Source organism: Fimbriimonadaceae bacterium (assembly GCA_019638795.1).
Lineage (GTDB): Bacteria > Armatimonadota > Fimbriimonadia > Fimbriimonadales > Fimbriimonadaceae > JAHBTB01.
This window is the reverse complement of record JAHBTB010000001.1, coordinates 154120-168549: the sequence shown is the minus strand read 5'-3', so window position 1 is coordinate 168549 and position 14430 is coordinate 154120. Positions and strand designations below refer to the sequence as shown.

At 64.5% G+C, this 14430-nt stretch carries 14 protein-coding genes; 4 read left to right on the top strand and 10 right to left on the bottom strand.

What is annotated here, in order from left to right; translation table 11 throughout:
• Positions 1-69: 69 nt before the first annotated feature.
• Positions 70-1884 carry a hypothetical protein gene (locus KF857_00790; GenBank protein MBX3110518.1) on the bottom strand — a complete coding sequence of 605 codons (1815 nt, stop codon included), beginning with the start codon at positions 1882-1884 and terminating at the stop codon, positions 70-72.
• Positions 1885-1977: 93 nt separating this feature from the next.
• Entirely contained in the window at positions 1978-2553 is a 576-nt protein-coding gene (locus tag KF857_00785) for a PEP-CTERM sorting domain-containing protein (protein ID MBX3110517.1), read from the bottom strand.
• Positions 2554-2892: 339 nt separating this feature from the next.
• On the opposite strand from KF857_00785, the gene KF857_00780 reads away from it, so the two are divergent.
• Positions 2893-3264 carry a hypothetical protein gene (locus KF857_00780; GenBank protein MBX3110516.1) on the top strand — a complete coding sequence of 124 codons (372 nt, stop codon included), beginning with the start codon at positions 2893-2895 and terminating at the stop codon, positions 3262-3264.
• A 45-nt stretch (positions 3265-3309) separates the two neighbouring features.
• Here the strand turns inward: KF857_00780 and KF857_00775 are convergent, their stop codons facing one another.
• The 6 genes from KF857_00775 to KF857_00750 all read right to left on the bottom strand — a co-directional run bounded on the left by KF857_00775 (position 3310) and on the right by KF857_00750 (position 7780).
• Positions 3310-3771, bottom strand: coding sequence for a GNAT family N-acetyltransferase (locus KF857_00775; GenBank protein MBX3110515.1), 462 nt, complete (start codon positions 3769-3771; stop codon positions 3310-3312).
• Between the two features lie 8 nt (positions 3772-3779).
• On the bottom strand, positions 3780-4379 hold the full coding sequence (locus KF857_00770; GenBank protein MBX3110514.1) for a biliverdin-producing heme oxygenase: 600 nt from the start codon (positions 4377-4379) through the stop codon (positions 3780-3782).
• A 228-nt stretch (positions 4380-4607) separates the two neighbouring features.
• Positions 4608-5357 (bottom strand): glycoside hydrolase family 16 protein, encoded by a 750-nt coding sequence (locus KF857_00765; GenBank protein MBX3110513.1) that lies wholly within the window; start codon positions 5355-5357, stop codon positions 4608-4610.
• A gap of 15 nt (positions 5358-5372) precedes the next feature.
• A complete protein-coding gene (locus tag KF857_00760) occupies positions 5373-5579 on the bottom strand; it encodes a hypothetical protein (GenBank protein ID MBX3110512.1) in 207 nt (68 codons plus the stop codon).
• Positions 5580-5655: 76 nt separating this feature from the next.
• Positions 5656-6558 (bottom strand): prepilin-type N-terminal cleavage/methylation domain-containing protein, encoded by a 903-nt coding sequence (locus KF857_00755; protein MBX3110511.1) that lies wholly within the window; start codon positions 6556-6558, stop codon positions 5656-5658.
• 199 nt (positions 6559-6757) lie between these two features.
• Entirely contained in the window at positions 6758-7780 is a 1023-nt protein-coding gene (locus tag KF857_00750; GenBank protein MBX3110510.1) for a LacI family DNA-binding transcriptional regulator, read from the bottom strand.
• Between the two features lie 188 nt (positions 7781-7968).
• Between KF857_00750 and KF857_00745 the strand changes: the two genes are divergently transcribed.
• From KF857_00745 to KF857_00735, 3 genes are read left to right on the top strand one after another with little or no spacing between them, the layout of a single operon-like run.
• The gene (locus tag KF857_00745; protein ID MBX3110509.1) at positions 7969-9699 is read left to right on the top strand and encodes a tryptophan 7-halogenase; all 1731 of its coding nucleotides are present in this window, start codon (positions 7969-7971) and stop codon (positions 9697-9699) included.
• A 45-nt stretch (positions 9700-9744) separates the two neighbouring features.
• Positions 9745-10410 carry a DUF3298 domain-containing protein gene (locus KF857_00740; protein MBX3110508.1) on the top strand — a complete coding sequence of 222 codons (666 nt, stop codon included), beginning with the start codon at positions 9745-9747 and terminating at the stop codon, positions 10408-10410.
• Positions 10411-10444: 34 nt separating this feature from the next.
• On the top strand, positions 10445-12370 hold the full coding sequence (locus KF857_00735; GenBank protein MBX3110507.1) for a glycoside hydrolase family 97 protein: 1926 nt from the start codon (positions 10445-10447) through the stop codon (positions 12368-12370).
• 3 nt (positions 12371-12373) lie between these two features.
• On the opposite strand, the gene KF857_00730 is transcribed toward KF857_00735, so the two are convergent.
• Both KF857_00730 and KF857_00725 read right to left on the bottom strand, forming a co-directional pair.
• Entirely contained in the window at positions 12374-13132 is a 759-nt protein-coding gene (locus KF857_00730; protein MBX3110506.1) for a DUF1080 domain-containing protein, read from the bottom strand.
• Between the two features lie 44 nt (positions 13133-13176).
• Positions 13177-14403, bottom strand: coding sequence for an MFS transporter (locus tag KF857_00725; protein ID MBX3110505.1), 1227 nt, complete (start codon positions 14401-14403; stop codon positions 13177-13179).
• Positions 14404-14430 lie beyond the last annotated feature (27 nt).

Sequence of the window (14430 nt, the reverse complement as noted above, 5' to 3'; positions counted from 1 at the left end):
AAACCGTCGCATGGCGAGCCGAAAAAACTTCAAGTCTGTGGGATCGGATATTTATCGCTTGCGTAAAGTTCAATTTGGATCGGTAACTTCAAGTTTTGATGAAGTAACTGTGACGTGACGCCTGCGTCCGTTGATCCATAGTCCCTTCATGTCGACCTGCTTCCACGCGCCGGGCAGGTGGGGGTTCAAGGACACCCAGCCCGAGGTCGTGCGCTCCTTCCAGGGCACACCCTGGGGTTCGGACTCGGTCAGGTCGAGCCCGAGGAAGCCGTAGAGGAAGGCGTTCACGCATCCGGCCGCACCGGTGTAGAAGTAGCCTTCGCCGTCCTTCTGCTTCTCGCGGAACCGGAGTCCGGGGTCGTCGGTGTAGAGCCGCCAACTGTCACGCCATTGGCGCAAGGCTTCGTCCGCCCGTCCGATCCGTGCCGCGACCAGGGCGTTCAGACTCTTCGTCATCGCGGGGCCCTGGCGGGCTTCCTTGCCCGCGAACCGATCGTACATCTTTCCGACCTCGGTGCGGTCGCTGACCGAGCCCAGAGGCCATACGGCCAGGAGGGCCGACGCCTGCTGGTAGCCCTTCATCTCGTCGCCTCGGTACGCCATGTAGGTCACCTCGTCTCGGGGGAGCCCGAACCGGATCGGGTCGTCCTTGGGCACGTGCCGGGCGAGGCGGTCGGCCAGGCTGTTCGTGTAGAGGTCGTTGTCGACGACATGCCACTCGTCGGGGCTCACCACGGAACGGATGTCGGCCGGCGCCGGGCCGCGTGGAGTCGAACGGGCCTCATAGAAGCGGAACGCGGCCCTTTCTGCCGCCCGAAGGTCTGCCGTCGGCACCAGGCCGGCGAGCCAGGCATAGCGCAGGCCCAGGCAGACCGATCCGGTGACGTGGTGCTCGAACCGGGTCGGCGCGGTGCTGAGCTCCTCGCCCGACATGGACGACTCCCACGCGAACATCGCCCCGCCGGGCGGGGCCGTCCCGACAGGCCCAACGTCGGCGAGCTTCTTCTTGTCGCTCACGGGGCGGCCCTGGGCGACCCAGGCGTCATAGTTCCGCTTGGCTTGGGGCAGGGTCGAGAGGCGCCACGTCGCGGCGTCCTTCGCGGTCTCCGGGTCCAGGAAGACCATCGCAGGTTGCACCCAGGCGTCCAGGTCCCAGAAAACCCGGCCCTGAAACTTGCCGTCCGTGAGGCTGAACGGGCCCCAGCAATTCCCCGACCGATAGCCTGAGACGAGCCGGCCGATCATGCCGTCCAGGGCACGGGCCGCGTCCTCGTCACCGATGATCTTGACGGTGGGTGGGGCGGGTACTGACGGCCAAGGCGGTGCGTCGGTCCCTGGCAGGGAGACGACCAGCGTCTTGGCCGCGCCGCCCAGTTCGATCTCGCCTCCAGGCGACAAGGATGCGGCGTCACCGGTAAACCGGGCGACCAGGGGCGAACCCGCGACGGCCTCAGAGTGCAGGACAGTGGGTTTGTAAGGCCCGTCCATCCAGACGCGGACGGCCAGGGCGGGCCGGTCAGGATGGAGGGAGTACTCCAAGACGACGGTCGAGCGGCGACCCTTGCACCGGACGGTGACGCGGTTCTCCGCTGGCGACGAGGCCGCGACGGTGGCGGTCCATCGGACGCTTGGGTCTTCGGTGTCGACAAGGCGGAAGCGGAGAGGGCAGGGGACGGCCTGCGCCGGGTCTGGCCCCGTCCCGGTGGACCGGGCGGCCAGCCACATGGTCGGAGAGGGGAAGCCGTCAGGGCCGACCTTGAGCCCGATCGATCCGTTCGACAGAGTCGTGAGCGGTGCTTGCGGCACGGGCCGGGCCGACTCGTCTTTCACCGGCGCTGAGCAACCCGCCAAGCCGACCAAGAGCGCCGCGAACCACCGTCTCACTCGACTAGTCAACCTCAGAGGCGGGTGTCCAAGTGTCCGAAAGCCCGGCGGGCAACTCTCCGGCCGGGCTTTCGGACACAGGCTGACGTCGGGTCAGGCCTTCTTGCGCCGTCGCAGGGCAAGGGCGCCCAATCCGAGCACGGCCATGGTGGCCGGTTCGGGAACGGATTCGAGTTCCAAGGAGATGTTGTCGACGCGGGCGTCGTGGTCGCCATGGCGCTCGGCTTCAAGCAGGAGGGTCACGCTCGACGAAGTCGCGACGAAGTGCTCGCTGAAGTGGGCGAAGTCAGTGTCGGAACTCGGCACGGTGTACTCCCAAGTGTTGCCGTCGATGGTGACGCCGAAGTCCTTGTCGGTCCCGCCGCCGATGTTCCCCCGTGCGTAGTCGCCGCTCACGACGTAGGTGGCTCCCACCACCAGGCCGGTGATGTCCTGGGCCAAGCTCGGGTTACTGGACGTCGAACCGTTAGAGTTGATGATGTAGGTGCCGTCCGGATTGCCACCCGTGGCCCGCCACCCGCCCGCACCGTCATTGAGGGTGCCGGTCCAGCCGTTGCCAAATCCCACGTTGGGGACAGTCAGGGAAAAGTCGCCGTTCACGACGAGGTTGGCCGAACTCAGGGCGGCAAAGCCAAGGGTGGCCGACGCGAGCAAAAGGATTTTGTTCATCTGTGTCTCTCCAAGCAAACGAAACGGAAGCTAGATTACCGCAAGACTGGGCGACTTTTTGCGTCCGCCACACAGTTGATAAAATCTATAAGCATTGTCAAGTGGAAACACCGGCTCTTTCTGTCCGGGTGTCATAGGCCCCGTCTCACCGACGGACTGCGGTATAATAGGGACAAGTCTAATCCGCCCCTTCGGGCGGAGCGGGGGACCCACCGACAGTGGGGTGAATCCTCAGAAGAGGAAGAGTACCTTTCGGCTCTAACCCGGCAGCTAACCTCGTCGACGCATCGAAAGAGAGTGCTCCGCATTCTCACCGACCACACGCATCAGGAGGTGTCTATGCGTCTGTTACAACGGGTCGAACGCGCGTTCGTCTCAAACATCGTCGAGAAAACCAAGCAGCTTGTCCAGAGCAGCGGCCCGGTCGCCATCAAGGTCGCCGTCCTACGTCACTGGGCCCAAAAGCAGGCCGACCGGGCCGAGCGTCTGGAGGCTCAGAGCGGGTCAGCTCCCAAGAGACGACGGCTTGCGGAGATCCGCCGTCGGGCGGCGGGCTATCTGAGCGCGACCGCCAAGTACTTGACCGTGCGCGAAGAGCATCCCATGACTCTGCGCGAACGCCCCAGGGTCTTCTCGGTGCCGGACTGGGACGAACAGGACGAGTCCGACGAAAAGGAAGGAGAACCCAAGTTCATGCAGTTTTCGGCATGAGATAGGGGCAGAGCTTGGCCGGCATAAGCCGGCCAAGCTGGCTCTTCAACCGGTGGAAGAAATCCGCTTACGAAAACAAACACTGTGCTCGATCGTGTCGTAAGGCGGATAGTTGGGAACCCGCACAAATCCAAACCGTAGGTAGAGCCGGATTGCGTCGGCAAGGTCGGCGGACGTTTCGAGCAAGAGGTATTGGTGACCAAGTTCGGTCGCCCACGTCTCCAATTCGGTCAAGATCGCTTGGCCGACCCCCCGGCCCCGGGCCGAAGGTATGACGAACATCCGCTTCACCTCCGCCGTGGCGTCTCCACGCTCCCGCATGGCCCCGCACCCGACCGGCACACCGTCCACCTCGACGACCACGACTTGCGCACCTTCTTCAAGCCGGTTGTAAACCGACAGTGTCCCGTGGAGTTCCTCGCCGTCGAGTTCCCGGAGCATCCGGTCGAGTCCAGCGACAAGGGCAGGGAGCCGGTCGTCGTCGCGGTCCGTCCGGAGAACGGTCACGTCCCTGCTCAGCCGACGAAGGCCGGTTCCCAGCGGGGAGCGTTGTCAAGCCAGAACTTGACCAGGCGAAAGGCTCCGAAGGCCCCGTCCATGGCCTCCCGTTCTTCGCAGGAGCACTTCGCAAAGCTGTCCAGCCGGGCGACAAACTTGCGGAACCACGCCAAGATCTCGTGGGGATGGGCAGGCAAGAAGAAGGAAAGTCCGTTCTCGCCCGTCAAGTCCAGGTGGCGGCCCACATGCTTGGCGATGACCATGCCGCCCATGCGGGAGCCTTCGATCACATAAGCCAGGCCCATCGCCTCACCCTCGCTGGCCAAGGGCTCGACGCCCCGGGCGGTGGGGATCGACGCCAGAGACTCCTCCGTCACGCCGATACGGCGGAGGTCTTCGAGAATCGCCGGTGACCGAGGGACGAATCCTTCGAGCCCGAAGGCGACCAGGGAGTCTTCCAGGGGCCGGAGAAACCCAAAGGTCAGACCGAGAAACCGTGCGTAGTCAGCCAGGGTCACCGACGGAGACAGGACGGTCAGGCTGGCCGGGTGGTTGTCGATCAGGTCGTGGATCGGTCGGGTTGCCTCTTTGATGCGGGTTCGGAGCGACTCGTGCATGGCTGTCGGACGACTTGAGTATGCCGCGCCGGGAGGGCGCCCTGGGGCGGCAAATCCTTACTTATTGTGTCAGATTGCCCATTGCCGGCCGCATCGTCTTGGGTAAGACGCCCCTGGCGGACGGTTTGAGGCTCCGGACAAGCTCCGTCCGGGGGTCGACGGGGCCACCGCACGCGGGTAGGGCGCGCGGCCCGGCCGGGACCACCGTCCCAGCCAAGGCCGCGCCGATCACTGCCAGACCCGCACCGACTTGATCTCGTAGCGGGCGGGAAAGATGCCGGGGTCGATCCCCTTGGCCCCGCCCCAGTCTCCGCCGATCGCAAGGTTGAGGATCCAGTAATACGGGTCGTCAAACGGCCAGGCTTCCAGGGTGGACTCCGTCTTCTTGGCGGCAAAGACTTCTTTACCGTCCATGAGGATCGTGATCCCATTGCTGTCCCAGTGCATCCGGTAGGTATGGAACGTCGGGACAGTCTCGTTGATCTTGACCCGGTTCGTCCGCGAGTTGCCCTTGGTGTGGTTGTATTTCTCCGAGTGCAGGGAGAAGACAAACTCCTGGGGCTCGTACCCGACGTTCTCCATCAGGTCGATTTCGCCGCAGAGCGGCCAACCGAGTCGTGAACCGTGCTTTGTCGAGCGGAGCCGGTCGTTCAGGAGCCAGGCCGCCGGCCACGTCCCCCGGCCCCGCGGCACCTTGCAGACGACCTCGAAGGTGCCGTACTTCCAGCATTCCTTACTGGTCAGGCGCGCCGAGGTGATCGTCCCGTCGGGGCCTTTGCGGGCCTCGATGATCAGCCGGCCGTCCTCGATCCAGGCGTTACGGGCCGCCTTGGCGGTGTAGCGCTGCTTCTCGTTGTTGTAGGCCGGGCCGTCGTCAAACGTCCAGACCGCCGTGTCAATGTCCTTGAGCTTGCTGAAGTCTTGCTCAAAGACAAGTTTGGGCGCCGTCGGCTGGGCGATCGACATCATCACCAACATCGGACACAACATGGCTCAGTTGTTGCTCTTGGGCGCGACAGGGTTTCCGCCACCGCCGCCGAACATCTTTTGGGCCTCTTCTTTGCTCCGCGGCATTTGGCTCGTCGTGGGGTTCTCAGGCTTCTTGGGGGCTTGAGTGTCGCCCGACGTGTCGCCGGTGCACCCGCTCAGGAGGAAGAGCCCGATGAAAACGATGGAAACGGTGATGATCTTTGCTCGCATGCTGGTTTGGTTTTGAAGACGAGAGTGGAAAAGGGGGCCCCCGGACGAGCGGGGGCCCCAGCGTCGCTGACCCTTCTTAGCGATATTCGGGGAAGTACCCGGACGCCACGGCCGCTTGGCGGTCGGCGTAGTTGAACGGCATGCCCGTGTTCACGTTGATCGACCCCTTCGAATACCAGTCGTCGTTCTCGGTGTCGTCCATGCGCAACGTGGCCGGGTAGGACTTGGCCTTGGCGTGACCGTCGGCCCAGACGAAGCTCGCCTGCTTGCCGACCACGTGGATCGGCCCGTTGCCCGTCCCCGGGCAGACGTACGACCAAGAGCCTTCGCCGTGGTTGGTCTGGGCGCACCACGAGTTGTAGGGGTCACCGGCAGTCGGGCCGCCGAGGAATCCAGAGTAGGTGCCCCAACTCCACGGAACGTCGTTCCAGTGGGTGCGGCTCGGCAGCATGATGATCGTGCCGGCGACCTCGGGGACCTGGTCAAGGGAGCTGATGCCCTCCTTGTCGCCCAAACCGGCGCAGGAGCCGTTGGCGAATCCGATCAGCGAGGTGTTGACCGCGAAGTTGGCGGGGGCGTACTTGTTGGGGGCGGCACCCTGTCCGTCCCACATCTGGGTCCAGTAAGTGTCCGCGTTGAACGGGTTGGTCGTGTCGCCGAGCAACGGCACACTCTTCATGTACGGCTGCAGGGCGTAGCGCCAGTTGTAGAAGAGGCCCGGCGTGCCCCAGGGCAGGTTCCAGTCGCAGGCGGGGGCCTGCGGGAAGCCAAAGTACGACTTGATCAGCATGTCGTCATAGTCGCCCTGGTACATGATGTTGGCGATGGCCAACTGCTTGGCGTTGCTCAACGCCTGAGTCTTTTTCGCGGCCAGCTTCGCCTGGGCAAAGACAGGGAACAGGATGGCGGCGAGGATCGCGATGATCGCGATGACGACAAGGAGTTCGATCAGGGTGAAGGCCCTTTTGCGGTTGCTCATATGCGTTCGGCTTTGATTCGGGTTCGGTGAACGTCCACCGAGATCGGGGGCCCGGCATGCGGGCCACGACATCGTTTGACGTGCCTCTCGGCACCGAGTTGGGTTTTGCGAATCGTTTCGCAAAACGTTTCTCAGGGAGCATGATAACACAGGTCGCCGAAAATGTGGGACTGATTTTGAAAAATTGGTCGACCCGGGGTCAGGCCCGGCGCGCCGGCGGCGCGGTGGACTCGCGGACGACGAGCCGCGTCTCCATGACGACGGTTTGGGCCGGTCGGCCCTCGATCAGGTCGATCAAGGCTTCAAAGGCGGCTTTGCCCATCTCGCCGATCGGTTGCTCGACCGTCGTGAGGGGTGGGTGCATGTGCTCGCAATTGAAGATGTTGTCGAAGCCGACGACGCTGAGTTCGTCCGGCATCCGGATGCCGCGGGCCCGGGCGGCCCGCAGAAGCCCAAGGGCGGCCTCGTCGTTGCCGCAAAAGACCGCCGTCGGCCGGTCCTTCGTGTCAAGCAAGGCATGGGCCTCTTGCTCGGCGCTTTCGCTGGTGTATTCGGTCTTGACGATCCACTCGGGCCTCAACTCCAAGCCCGAGTCCCGCATGAAGTCTTCAAACGCCGCTTGACGTACCCGGGCGTCTTCCAGGACGTCGGGCCCGGCGAGGTGGCCGATCTTGGTGTGCCCCAGTCCGACCAAGTGGTTCAGGGCCGACTCCACGCCGTGCCGGTTGTCGCAGGTGACGCACACCGCCCCCTCGACGCGGGAGTTGACGACCGTGAAGGGCACACCTAGTTGAAGCAGGGCCGGGATGACCGGGGCGTCCACATACGGCGCGATCAGGACGGTGCCGTCGGTGCGGCCGTCCCACAGCACGCTCAGGATGTCGTCGGCCTTCGACGCGGTCGATTGCGGCCGGGAAAAGACGAGCACGTCGTAACCCTGGATCTCGGCTTGGTTGAGGACGCCGTTGAACGCCATCTGGAAGTAGGGGGACACCGCCAGGTTCGGGGCCGCCAATGTGGGAAGGATGCCTACGGTGTGCGAGCGGCGCGTCACCAGCGACTTGGCCAGGCGGTTCGGGCGGTACTTCAGCTCGCGGGCGACCCGGAGGACTTCCTCCTTCACCGCCGGGGGCACCGGACGGGGCCCTCCGTTGAGGGCGTAGCTGACCGTGCTCGTGGAGATGTTGAGCTTTTGGGCGATGTCTTTGATCGTCGCACTCATGGAGCCACCGGTCGGGAACGCGTGGGGCCCAGCTTCTGGCGACGGTGCCACGGGCCATCTTTGCGAAACGATTCGGATTATACACGACGAGGGGGCCCTGCGCCTTGGTCCAGGTTGCAACAAGCCGCCCTGGTGGGTGTAACATGAGTTGCGAAACGATTCGCGGGCGATCTTGGAGCCAATCAATCATGCATTACGATGTCGCGATTGTCGGTGGGGGGCCGGGGGGTTCGACCTGCGCCACATTTCTCAAACAGTACTGCCCCGAACTCAGCGTGGCCGTGTTTGAACGCGAGACGTTCCCCCGGGACCACGTCGGCGAAAGCCAGCTCCCCTACATCAGTTACATCCTCGACGAGATGAAGGTGTGGGACAAGGTGGAGGCGGCCGGCTTTCCCGTCAAGATCGGCGCCACCTACCGGTGGGGCAAGACAAGCGACCTCTGGGACTTCAACTTCACCCCGAACGGTGAGTTCCAGGACGAGGAGCGCCCCGCCAAGTTCGCCGGGCAACGGTTGCGCACCGCGTTCCAAGTCGACCGTGCGGTCTACGACAAGATTCTTCTCGACCATGCCCGCGAACTGGGTGCGGAGGTGTTCGAGGGGACGGGGGTCGCCTCCGTCGGGAAAAAGGGACGTGAGATCGCCTATCTGAAGCTGGGCAACGGCGAGCAGGTGACGGCGGACATGTACATCGACGCCAGCGGCAACGCCGCCGCGTTGCGACGGGCCCTCGGGGTCCCGGTGGAAGAGCCCAGCGCGCTCAAGAACGTGGCCTTCTACGACTATTGGCAAAATGCGGAGTGGGCGGTTAAGCTCGGCGTCGGCGGGACCCGGATCCAGATCATGTCCCTGGGTTACGGCTGGATCTGGTTCATCCCGTTGGGGCCGACCCGGACCTCCATCGGGTTTGTCTGCCCGGCCGAGTACTACAAGTCGACCGGGCTGCGACCCGAAGAACTGTACTTGCGGGCCCTGGCCGAGGAGCCCCGGATCAGCCAGCTGATGGCGGACGCCACCTGCGAGGGGCACTTCACCGCGACCAAGGACTGGTCCTTCATCAGCGAGACAATGGCCGAGGAGAACTGGATGCTGGTCGGGGAAGCGGCCGGCTTTGCCGACCCGATCCTCTCTGCCGGCCTCACCCTGACCCATGCCAGCGCGAGGGAGGCCGCGTTTACCGTGATCGAACTGGCCAAGGGTGGTGACCGCGACTGGCTCTTCGAGCAGTACACCGGGCGAAACCGGCGGCGGGTCGGCCAGCACATCCGGTTTGCCGACTACTGGTACCGTGCCAACGCCCACTTCAGTGAACTGAAGGAGTTCACCAGCCGGATCGCCGCCGAGGCAGGCATGGAGCTAGACGCCGACAAGGCGTTCCAATGGATCGGCACCGGCGGCTTCGTCGACGAGGACATGTACGCGGGCGGGCTGGGCAGCTACAGCTTCTTTGCCATCCACGAGATCAACCGTTGGTTTCTTGACGACAAGGTCCAGACGGCTTACGGCGGGTTCAACGGGTTTGAACTCGACCTTCGCCGGGCGGTGCCGGTCGCGATGCCGTCGTATGAAAAGGGCCGGGTCTTGCGCGTCGACGGGTGGAGCCGGAACAACAAGGTGTTGCCCATGGTGGGCATGGTGCGCCGCGTCGTCGAGGCGTTCCAGACCGACAAGGCGGCCTTCAAGGCTCTGTCCCACCTCGCCGCCGGGTTCCGACGGGACAACATGGACTTCAACAGCGACATCTTGAGCAAGGCGATGGAGACCGTCGAGGCCCTGGTGCGCGACGGTTGGCTGAAGGGACTGTTGCTCCCCGGGGCCGAGCCCCTCGACGGGACAGTCGTGGAGGGGTCGCTCTTCATCCACGCGAACCGCGACGCCGAACTGCCTGCCGACCGCCGCGGCACCGGTGTGGGGTAGGGCCAGGCATTCTCACGGGGACCCTCCGCGCTCCATAATGGGGGCATGAGAGCACTCACGACCGTAGGTGTCGCCTTTTCTTGTGTCCTGGCCAGCGCCATGGTGGTCGACGGCCTAGGCAAGGTCCAGTCCGTCAAGGCAGGGTGGTACCAAATCACCGCAAGCTATCCGGTCTACACGAGTTCGATCGGCAAAGTCGCGACGGCGGGCCTCAAGGCGGCGGCCCAGAAGCGTGTCGGGGCCTTCAAGCACGAATTCAACCAGTTGGACGCCAAGCCCGAGCACGAGTACACGGCGGACTGGAGTGTGGAGCCCAAGCTTCGACGGGAGAACCTCCTCTCGTTCCTCGTGCAGTGCCACTTCTATACGGGCGGGGCACACCCCAACCACGATTCCGAGACCTTCAACTACCAGCGGGTCGACGGCAAGGTCAAGCGCATCCACCTGGCCGACATCATGCGGGTCCGGATGGTGCCCGAAGCCTTCGCGTCAGGGATCGTGATCCCCAAACTCAAAGAGAAAGGAGCGACTGAGGTCCAGTCGGGGGCGGTCACCCACCTCACCCGCGAGCAGGCCGACAAGTTCTACATCACTGACGAGGGGCTCACCTGGCGGTTCGACCCCTACGAGATGGGGAGCTATGCCGAGGGTGCGATCGAGGTCACCGCGACCTGGGACGAGCTGAAGGGCAAAGTCATCGTCGGCCCGTGACACCGGACCGGGCGTTCCGGGCGATACTGTTCCCGTGTCCGTCGCCGCTTTGTGTGTGGTCCTGGCAGGGCGGGTGGTGAGCGCCACCGAATCGCCCGACCGCCGTCTGAGGCTTGAGACGTCTTTGCCTACTTGGTCGGTCTCCTATGACGGGCGGCCACTCTTCACCGGCAACCGGCTCAGCCTTACCTTGGCGGGTGACGGCGACGTCCTCGACGGTGCCAGGGTCGTCAAGGAGTCGGTGCGCCGAGTGGACCGGCGGGTCGCCGTGTTGTTTGGCCGGGCCGACCACGCCATGGACTCATACGCCGAACGGCGGTTGACTCTGGAATCGTCGTCCCGCCGTAAGGTCGAGATTGTCTTCCGGGTCTATGACGACGCCGTCGCCGTTCGGTACGAAGTCGGCGGCCTGAGGAACTCACCCCGGACCGTGGTCATCGACGAGGGGACTTCGTTCCGGCCCGTCGGCAACCCGACCGCCTTCGTCCAGTACCTTGAGAGCTACCGGACGAGCCATGAGCACACGGTCGACGCCGTGCCTTTCGACAAAGTCAAGGCAGGGGCCCTGTTGGACACTCCCTTGACCCTCCAGTTTGACGGGGCGACCGTCGCGGTCACCGAGGCCAACCTCCGCCGCTATGCCGGGATGGGACTGCGTATGGCCGGGGACCAGGTCGTCAGCGACCTCACCCCTCGGCCCGACGGCACCAAGGTCGTCGTCGACGGCCCGGTCCGGACGCCATGGCGGGTCGTCCTTGTCGGAGACCGGGCCGGAAAGCTCCTTGAAAGCAACACAATCTACTGCTTGGCCGACCCCAACGAGACGGGGGGCACCGGATGGATCAAGCCTGGCAAGATGACGTGGCCGTGGTGGAACGGCAACGTCGTCGACGACGGCAGGCCGGAGCCGCCGATTTTCAGCCTGCAAGCGCAGAAGAAGTACATCGACTTTGCCGCCGAGAACGGCGTCCGCTACCACAGCACCATCGCCGACAATGACGACACCCCTTGGTACCACCAGTACAACAAGGGTGTCGTGCCCGGCCCGAGCACCGACGTCACGCGGGTCCGCGACGACCTGGACCTGAAGGAGATCAGGCGGTACGCCGAGTCCAAGGGTGTCCGCCTTTGGACTTGGGTGCACAGCGGCGCGCTACGAGGCCATGTGGACCAAGCCTTCGCCGAGTTTGAAAGGCTCGGATGGGCAGGACTGATGGTGGACTTTCTGGACCATGACGACCAAGAAACGGTCGAGTTCGCCGAGCATGTCCTCCGTGCCGCCGCCAAGCACCATATCCTGGTGCATTTCCACGGCGTCTGGAAACCGACCGGTCTCCAACGGACGTTCCCGAACCTCATGAACCACGAGGGGGCTCTCAACCAGGAGTACATGAAGTGGAGCGACCTGGTCACGCCCTCCCATGTGCTCAAGACGGTGTTCACGCGCATGGTCGCCGGGCCGATGGACTTCCATTCCGGCGGGTTCCGTGCGGTGTCACCGAAAGATTTCAAGGCCAAGTTTGTCGCCCCAGAAGTCCTGGGGACACGGGCGGCCATGCTCGCCAGCTATGTGTGCTTCGACAACCCCAACCCGATGGTCGCGGACTATCCCGACGCCTACCGGGGCCAGCCAGGATTCGAGGTCCTGAAGGCCGTCCCCACCTACTGGGACGAGACCCGGGTTCTGATGGGCGAGCCAGGCAAGCTTCTCGTGACCGCCAGGCGAAAGGGGAAGGAATGGTGGGTGGCGGGAATGTCGGCGGGGCCGTCCCGCACGGTCGAGGTGCCGTTGACCTTTCTGCCGCCACGGGACCACTTTGCGACCTTGTGGCTGGACGACCTGACGCCGGGCGCGGGCCCGAACGGGGTTCGGACCGAGCAGGTCAAGGTCGCGGCCGGGGGAACGGTCCCTGTCACGATGGCCGCCGACGGCGGGTTCGTCGCCTTTGTGTCCGGGTGAAGGTCAGAGCTCACGCACCCACATGTTGCGGAAGCTGACCGGATTGCCATGGTTCTGGATGTGGAAAGGCATCTGGGGCGGGTGGGCGTGGTATTCGGGCCGGCCGCTGTAGACCGTCTCGCCCTTGATCTGCACGTTGTCGAGCACCAAGACCCCGTTGTGGAGGACGGTGATCGACGCCGGCTTCTGGACCTTGCCGTCGGCCCCGAAGGCGGGGGCGTGGAAGACCGCGTCGTAAGTCTGCCATTCGCCCGGTTTCTTGCTCGCGTTGACCAGCGGGGCGTACTGCTTGTAGATACTGGCGGCCTGGCCGTTCACGTAGGTCTTGTTCTCGTAGCTGTCCAAGATCTGCAACTCGTACTGGTCCATGAAGAAGAGCCCGCTGTTGCCGCGGCCCTGGCCGTCGCCCTTGACCACCGCGGGCGTCCGCCACTCCAGGTGCACCTGGCAACTGCCGAAGGACGCCTTGGTCACGATGTCGCCGGCCCCCTGCTTGACGGTGGCGACCCCGTCAGCGAAGTCCCACTTGGCCTCGCCACCCTTGGAGTCGTGCCAGGCTCCTAGGCCGTCGCGGCCGATCAGGACTGTGGCGTCCGACGGCGGGGCGCCCGCCTCACCAGGGGTCACGACGGGAGGGACCGGAGTCCAGACCTCGGTGTCTTGAGGTCTGGAGGCTTGTTGTTGGGACTGGGCGACAAGCGCCGCGGCCAAGCCCGCGCACAGACTGGCGACGACGGTTCGGACTGGGGTTCTCGACTTCACTTCACCCATTATGCGAGTATCTCGCCTGGGAGTGCGGACACCCGTCATTGGGTGGCGTCGGGCTCTGGTGCGGGGATCAGGCCCAACTCTTGGTACACGGGCCGCATGTCCGCCCTGACCTTGGGCAACGCCAGGGTGAAGACGACCGTCGTCGCCAGGCAACCCAGGCCGGCCCCGACCAAGGTCGGCATCGTGCCGAACTGGTGGGCGGCCGCCCCGGCCAGCAGGCTGCCGACCGGAGCCGAGCCAAAAAACGCCATGGTGAAATATCCCATCACGCGGGTGCGCATGTCTTCGGGCGCCAGGGTCTGGATGATCGTGTTGGTGGCCGACGCCACCTGGATGAACCCGAACCCGGTGAAGACCAGGGCGAGCATCGAGAGCCACATGGCGTGGGAGAGCCCGAGGACGACCATGCCCACCCCGAGCAGGCCCGCCGCGACGTTCAGGATGTGGGTCAGCCCCACGACTGACTTGCGGAGGACCAAGGAAAGGGCCGAGACCAGGGCGCCGACGCCCGACGCCCCTGTCAGCCAGGCCAGGGTCGACGCCCCACCGTGCATGACGTCACCGGCGATGATCGGCAGAAGGACGGAGTAGCTGATCCCGAGAAAGCTCGTCGCCGCCAAGTTGAGCAAGATCACGCGCATGGGGCGGAAGGTGCTGATGTATTGCCATCCTTCGCGGAGCTGGTGCATCAACTGCACGCCCGCCGCCGGAGGCCGGTGGGCGGGCAGGTCCATCATCAGGAGCGAGACGATCACGGCAAGGTAGCTGACCCCGTCGATAAAGAAGCACATCCCCGTGCCGACCAGGCTGATCGTCAGCCCCGCGATCGCGGGCCCGACCAACCTCGCGGCGTTGACCATCGAAGAGTTGATCGCGATGGCGTTGCCCAAGTCCTCTCGGTCATCCACCATTTGCACGAGAAAGGACTGCCGTCCGGGCATGTCGAAGGCGTTGACGACCCCCTGGAACACGGTGAGGGCGATCACCTGGTGGTAGGTGACGACATGGGTCAAAGTCACGTAGGCCAGGGTCAGTGACTGGACCATTGACGCGGCTTGCGTCCAGACCAGGAACCTCCGCCGCTCAAACCGCTCCATCCAGGCCGCCGCGACCGGTCCGAGGACAAAGGTGACGATCTGCCCCGAGAAGCTGACCACGCCGAGCATCAGGGGCGAACCCGTCAGTTCATAGACCAGCCACCCGGTGGCCAGCCGGGTCACCCAGTTGCCGATGAGCGACAGTCCCTGGCCAAAAAAGTACAGGCGAAAGTTCCGATGCCGGAGCGCACG

Excerpts from the sequence above, each read along its gene's own strand:
- KF857_00785 (MBX3110517.1), bottom strand. The coding sequence starts at position 2,553 with ATGAACAAAATCCTTTTGCTCGCGTCGGCCACCCTTGGCTTTGCCGCC.
- KF857_00780 (MBX3110516.1), top strand. The coding sequence starts at position 2,893 with ATGCGTCTGTTACAACGGGTCGAACGCGCGTTCGTCTCAAACATCGTC.
- KF857_00770 (MBX3110514.1), bottom strand. The coding sequence starts at position 4,379 with ATGCACGAGTCGCTCCGAACCCGCATCAAAGAGGCAACCCGACCGATC.
- KF857_00765 (MBX3110513.1), bottom strand. The coding sequence starts at position 5,357 with ATGTTGGTGATGATGTCGATCGCCCAGCCGACGGCGCCCAAACTTGTC.
- KF857_00760 (MBX3110512.1), bottom strand. The coding sequence starts at position 5,579 with ATGCGAGCAAAGATCATCACCGTTTCCATCGTTTTCATCGGGCTCTTC.
- KF857_00755 (MBX3110511.1), bottom strand. The coding sequence starts at position 6,558 with ATGAGCAACCGCAAAAGGGCCTTCACCCTGATCGAACTCCTTGTCGTC.
- KF857_00750 (MBX3110510.1), bottom strand. The coding sequence starts at position 7,780 with ATGAGTGCGACGATCAAAGACATCGCCCAAAAGCTCAACATCTCCACG.
- KF857_00745 (MBX3110509.1), top strand. The coding sequence starts at position 7,969 with ATGCATTACGATGTCGCGATTGTCGGTGGGGGGCCGGGGGGTTCGACC.
- KF857_00740 (MBX3110508.1), top strand. The coding sequence starts at position 9,745 with ATGAGAGCACTCACGACCGTAGGTGTCGCCTTTTCTTGTGTCCTGGCC.